This window comes from Paracidovorax sp. MALMAid1276, from assembly GCF_049198005.1.
Lineage (GTDB): Bacteria > Pseudomonadota > Gammaproteobacteria > Burkholderiales > Burkholderiaceae_C > Acidovorax.
This window is the reverse complement of record NZ_JBMIRS010000007.1, coordinates 1-5399: the sequence shown is the minus strand read 5'-3', so window position 1 is coordinate 5399 and position 5399 is coordinate 1. Positions and strand designations below refer to the sequence as shown.

The 5399-nt window shown below is 69.7% G+C and carries 5 protein-coding genes; all 5 read right to left on the bottom strand.

Annotated features, from left to right (window positions below):
• Nucleotides 1-116: 116 nt before the first annotated feature.
• The 5 genes from ACOQFS_RS00085 to ACOQFS_RS00065 all read right to left on the bottom strand — a co-directional run bounded on the left by ACOQFS_RS00085 (nt 117) and on the right by ACOQFS_RS00065 (nt 5273).
• A complete protein-coding gene (locus ACOQFS_RS00085; protein ID WP_421560945.1) occupies nt 117-1142 on the bottom strand; it encodes a succinylglutamate desuccinylase in 1026 nt (341 codons plus the stop codon).
• Nucleotides 1139-2116, bottom strand: a complete 978-nt coding sequence (locus ACOQFS_RS00080) for a Bug family tripartite tricarboxylate transporter substrate binding protein (protein ID WP_421560944.1) — start codon at nt 2114-2116, stop codon at nt 1139-1141. Before ACOQFS_RS00080 ends, ACOQFS_RS00085 begins: the two co-directional genes overlap by 4 nt.
• 120 nt (nt 2117-2236) lie before the next feature.
• Nucleotides 2237-3133, bottom strand: a complete 897-nt coding sequence (locus ACOQFS_RS00075; RefSeq protein ID WP_421560943.1) for a LysR family transcriptional regulator — start codon at nt 3131-3133, stop codon at nt 2237-2239.
• Between the two features lie 42 nt (nt 3134-3175).
• Entirely contained in the window at nt 3176-4003 is an 828-nt protein-coding gene (gene pyrF / locus ACOQFS_RS00070) for an orotidine-5'-phosphate decarboxylase (RefSeq protein WP_421560942.1), read from the bottom strand.
• A gap of 70 nt (nt 4004-4073) precedes the next feature.
• Complete coding sequence (locus ACOQFS_RS00065; RefSeq protein WP_421560941.1) at nt 4074-5273, bottom strand: phosphoglycerate kinase; 1200 nt, start codon at nt 5271-5273, stop codon at nt 4074-4076.
• Nucleotides 5274-5399: the final 126 nt, after the last annotated feature.

Sequence of the window (5399 nt, the reverse complement as noted above, 5' to 3'; positions counted from 1 at the left end):
GCTCCGCCGCATGGGCTCATGCCCATGCAAGCGGCCGGTGCGTTCCATCGCCCGATTTCACTCCAACCCTTCGGGCAAGGACCTTGTGCGACTCCAAAAAAACATTGAACAGGCTCTTACAGCGGCTGCCGCCGCGCAAAGCGCACCACCGTGACCCCCGCGCGCGCCTGGCGCACCGAGGGCATCACCAGCACGCAGTCGTCGTAGGGGGTGGTGACGGGCGTGGCGTCGCTGCCATCGCCATTCCAGCCGATCACCGTGCCCGCTTGTGCAATCACCTCCAGCCCGGTGAACGGCTCGGTGAAGCGAAAGGCGCTGCTGGTGGCCACGACGGGGCCGGTCACCTCCAGCGCCCATTGGCGCGGCGCGTCGGGCAGGCGCCAGCCGGGCAGCTGCCGGGCCAGGGCGTCGGCGTTCAGCACGCCGGACTGTTCGAGGAAGCGCACACACTGGTCCTGCGCCACGGCGCGGCTGGCCGGGTCGCCATGAAAGCCGCACTCCACCAGCAGCGATCGCGTGTCGCCGCCGTCGGCATCGGGCAGGCCGAAGCGGCCGTAGTCGCGCATGCGCACGCCGTCCTTGTGGCCCGCGTCCACCACGATGTGTTCGGGCGCCGCCATGGCCTTGGCCAGGGCCCGGTTGCGGGGCTGCATGCCCGTGAGCAGCAGCGGCGCGCCGCGTTCGTGCATCGAGTGGATGTCCAGCAGCCAGTCGGCCTGCGCCACCCAGGGGCGCAGCGCGGCGGCGCGGCGGCGCTCGGCGGTGTCGGCGGCGGCCATGCGCTCGTCGATCCACTGGCGGTTCAGGTCTTCTTCGGTGAAGCGCGATGCGTCGTGGTCTGCAGGGTCGAAGCGGTCGAACGCCTGCAGGTTGCAGAACGCGAGCGTGAGCGTGCCGCTTGCGGGGCGCACGCCGGCCTCCAGCAGGCCCTTCAGCGCCCAGGCGCCGCACAGCTCGTTGCCGTGCACCAGGGCGCTCACCATCACGCGGCGCCCGGGCAGGCCCGAATCAAAGTGCCACACGCCTTCGGTGCCGGTGTTGCCGGCGCGCCAGGCGGCGATGTCGGGCGCGGGCAGGTCAAAGGCGAGCGGCGCGGGCGCGGCCAGCGGGGCGCGCGCGTTCATGTCGGGGGCAAGGCTCATTCTTCGATCCGGGCGAATTCGACGATCTTCTTGTACTTGGCCACTTCGGTGGACAGGAACTGGTTGATGTTCACGTCCGGCGATGCCACGGTGGAGCCGCTGGCCTCCAGCTTCTTGCGGAATTCGGGCGACTGCAGGCTGTCGTTCAGCGCCTTTTTCACCTTGTCGAACACGGGCTTGGGCAGGTTGGCCGGGCCCATCAGCGCGAACCACACACCGATGTCCACGTTCTTGTACTGCGGCGATTCGGCCAGGGCCGGGATGTCGGGCGTGATGGCCGAGCGCTTGGCCTCGGTGGTGCCCAGGGCGACGACCTTGCCGCTTCGGATGTGCGGCAGGCCGCTGGAGAGCACGAACACGCCGTACTCCAGGTTGTTGCCGAGCAGGTCGTTGGCGAGCGGCGCCACACCCCGGTAGGGGATGTGCGTCATGAACAGCTTGCCCTGCTCCTTGACCATTTCGCCCGCCAGGTGCAGCGAGGTGCCCACGCCCGAGCTGCCGTAGCTGAACTTGCCCGGGTTTCTGGACACTTTTTGCGTGAACTCGGCCAGGTTCTTCACGCCCGCGCCGGTGGAGGCCACCAGCACCAGCGGCTGCGAGGCGATGAGGCCGATGGCGGTGAAGTCCTTCACGTCGTACTTCACCTTCTGGGTCACCAGCTTGTTGATGGCGATCTCGTTGCTGGCACCCACCAGAAAGGTGTAGCCGTCGGGCGCGCTGCTGGCCACCTTCTGCGCGCCGATGGCGCCGCCCGCGCCGCCGATGTTTTCCACCACCACGGGCACGCCCAGCTTGGCGCTCAGCTCGGTGGCCAAGGTGCGGCCGGTCAGGTCGGTGCTGCCGCCGGGCGGGTAGCCGACCACGATGGTGATGGGCTTGGCGGGGTAGGCGTCCTGCGCGAATGCGCCGGGGGCGGCCACAACGGCCAGGCCACACAGCAAGGCAGTGCGGCGCAGGGAACGGGGGGATGGCATGGTGGGCTCCTGGGGTCGTGGTAGGGCCGATTGTGAAAAGGCCACGCCACGCTGTTGGTGCCGAAACGGCACCAAGCCCTGCCAATGTGGTTCAGCGCCCTGATGAAAACCCGCAAGGGCTCAGCGCTGCGCGAGGGCCTTCCACAGCGCCTCGGCCACCGGCCCCAGGCGCCGCTTGGGCCGGTACAGGCGCACGTCGAAGCGCACCTCCATGCGGGCGTCGCCCGACAGCGCCAGCCGCCGGGCCTGGCAGTCGACATGCACCATGGACCAGGGCAGCCAGGCCACGCCCAGGCCTTTTTGCACGTATTCATAGTGCGCGTCGGCCGAGTCGCATTCCACCACCCGCTGCAGCCGTGGTGCCTGGGGGTGGTGGGCCAGGTGGTCTTCCACCAGGCGGCCCAGCGCCAGCTGCGGGGCATAGGCCAGGTAGGGGACCAGGGTGCCATCGGGCCCGAAGCGGTGCAGCGCCTGGCCCTGCGCCGTGGCGCGGGACACGGGCACCAGGCGGTCGGACGCCACGGTGACATGCATGAACTGGCGCGCATCCAGCCGAATGGCAAGCGCCGGGTGGTGGTAGACGAGCGAGAAGTCGGCCTCGTTGCGCTCCAGCATGGCCACGGTGTCGGCCAGGGCGCGGGTGCGGATGCACAGCTCGGCGCCCTGCAGCACCGGCTGCAGCCGCACCAGCCAGTCGGCCACCACGGTGCGCGCCAGGGTGCGGCCGGTGGCCAGGGTCACGGTGCGGGCCTGGCGCCCGGCCAGGCTCTGCAGCTCTTCGTGCGACTGCGCCAGGCTGCGCGCCATGAGGCCCGCGGTTTCGAGAAAGCTCTGCCCCGCCGGGGTGAGCGTGACCGGCCCGCCGCCGCGCTCCACCAGCGGCGTGCCGGCCCAGGCCTCCAGCGCGCGGATGCGGCGGCCGAACGCCGGGTGCGTCACATGCCGCAGCTCGGCCGCGCGGGTGTAGCTACGCTCCTGCGCCAGCACGATGAAGTCTTCGAGCCACTTGAGCTGCATGGCTGCGCGACCCGGGGCTGGGGGGTGTTGAAGCGCGGGGGCTCAGCCCTGCGCGGCGTCGTTCAGCACGGTGCGCGTGCGCAGCGCCTCGGCGCGTGCCGCGGCAGCGAAATCATCGCCCTTGGAAGCGTAGAGGATGGCGCGCGAGGAGTTCACGATGATCGGTCCGTCAGCGCGCAGGCCCGCGCGCACGGTGGCCACGGCGTCGCCGCCCTGGGCGCCCACACCGGGGATCAGCAGGGGCAGCGTGGGCGCAATGCTGCGCACGCGTTCGATCTCCTGCGGGTAGGTGGCGCCCACCACCAGGCCGAGCTGGCCGTTCTTGTTCCACGGGCCTTGCGCGAGGCGGGCCACATGTTCGTACATCAGCGGCTGGCCGTCGATGCTGGCCAGGCGCTGGTTCTGCAGGTCGTCGCCGCCGGGGTTGGAGGTGCGGCACAGCAAAAAGGCGCCCTTGCCGTGGTAGGCCAGGTAGGGCTCGATGGAGTCAAAGCCCATGAAGGGCGAGAGCGTGACGGCGTCGGCGCCGTAGCGTTCGAACGCCTCCTTGGCGTACTGCTCGGCCGTGGAGCCGATGTCGCCGCGCTTGGCGTCCAGGATCACCGGCACATGCGGCGCGTTGGCGCGCATGTGCTGCATCAGGCGTTCGAGCTGGTCTTCGGCGCTGTGGGCGGCAAAGTAGGCGATCTGGGGCTTGAAGGCGCAGGCCAGATCGGCCGTGGCGTCGACGATGGCCGCGCAAAAGTCGTAGATGCGGTGCGCATCGCCCTGCATCTGTGCCGGAAAGCGTGTGGGCTCCGGGTCCAGGCCCACGCACAGCAGGGAATTGTTCTGCGCCGTGGCATTGCGCAGCATGTCGGTGAAGGTCATGGGGCGCAATTTTAGAAGGATGCCGCTGACGCCCCGCCACGCCGCACCCCGCCAGGGCGCGCCCCGCCGCTCAGGCGCCCGCGCCAGCGCGCTTTTGCAGGATCTCGAAGGCAGGCAGCGTCTTGCCTTCCAGCACTTCCAGGAACGCGCCGCCGCCGGTGGAGATGTAGCCCACCTGGCTGTCGATGCCGTATTTGGCAATGGCGGCCAGGGTGTCGCCGCCGCCCGCAATGCTGAATGCGGGTGATTCGGCGATCGCGGCCGCCAGGGTGCGCGTGCCGTTCTCGAATGCGGCGAACTCGAACACGCCCACCGGGCCGTTCCAGACGATGGTGCCAGCGGATTTGAGCTGGGTGGCCAGTCGCGCGGCGGTGTCGGGGCCGATGTCCAGGATCAGGTCGTCTTCGGCCACGTCGGTGGCGGCCTTCACGGTGGCGGGGGCATCGGCCGCAAAGGCCTTGGCCACCACCACGTCGGTGGGAATCGGCACCTCGGCCCCGCGCGCCTTCATGGCGGCCATCACGGCCTTGGCGGCGTCCAGCAGGTCGGGCTCGGCCAGGCTCTTGCCGATGGGCAGGCCCGCGGCCAGCATGAAGGTGTTGGCAATGCCGCCGCCCACGATGAGCTGATCCACCTTGTCGGCCAGACTTTGCAAGATGGTGAGCTTGGTGGACACCTTGGAGCCCGCCACGATGGCGGCCAGCGGGCGCTGCGGCTGCGCCAGCGCCTTGGTCAGCGCGTCGATCTCGGCCGACAGCAGCGGGCCTGCGCAGGCCACGGGGGCAAACTGGGCGATGCCGTAGGTGGTGCCTTCGGCGCGGTGGGCGGTGCCGAAGGCGTCGTTCACGAAGATGTCGCACAGCGCGGCCATCTTGCGCGCCAGCTCTTCCTTGTTCTTCTTCTCGCCCACGTTCAGGCGGCAGTTTTCGAGCAGCACCACCTGGCCGGGAGCCACCTGCACGCCGTCGACCCAGTTCGCCACCAGCGGCACATCCCGGCCCAGCAGCTCGCCCAGGCGCTGGGCCACCGGGGCCAGCGAATCCTCGGGCTTGAACTCGCCTTCCGTCGGGCGGCCCAGGTGGCTCGTCACCATCACGGCCGCGCCGGCGTCCAGCGCCATGCGGATGCAGGGCACCGAGGCGCGGATGCGGGTGTCTTCGGTGATGCGGCCGTCGTCGTCCTGCGGCACGTTGAGGTCGGCACGGATGAAGACGCGCTGGCCTTGGGCCTTGCCCTGGGCGCACAGGTCGGAGAAGCGGAGGATGTTCATGGCAGAGGTGATGAAAAAGGGAAATGGAGGCTCGGGGGCCGACATTTTAGTGACCGAGCCTAGGAGGCTGCGCGGCAGAAGGAGCATCGGCTGCAACGCACGATAAACCGGTCTCACGCGGTACTA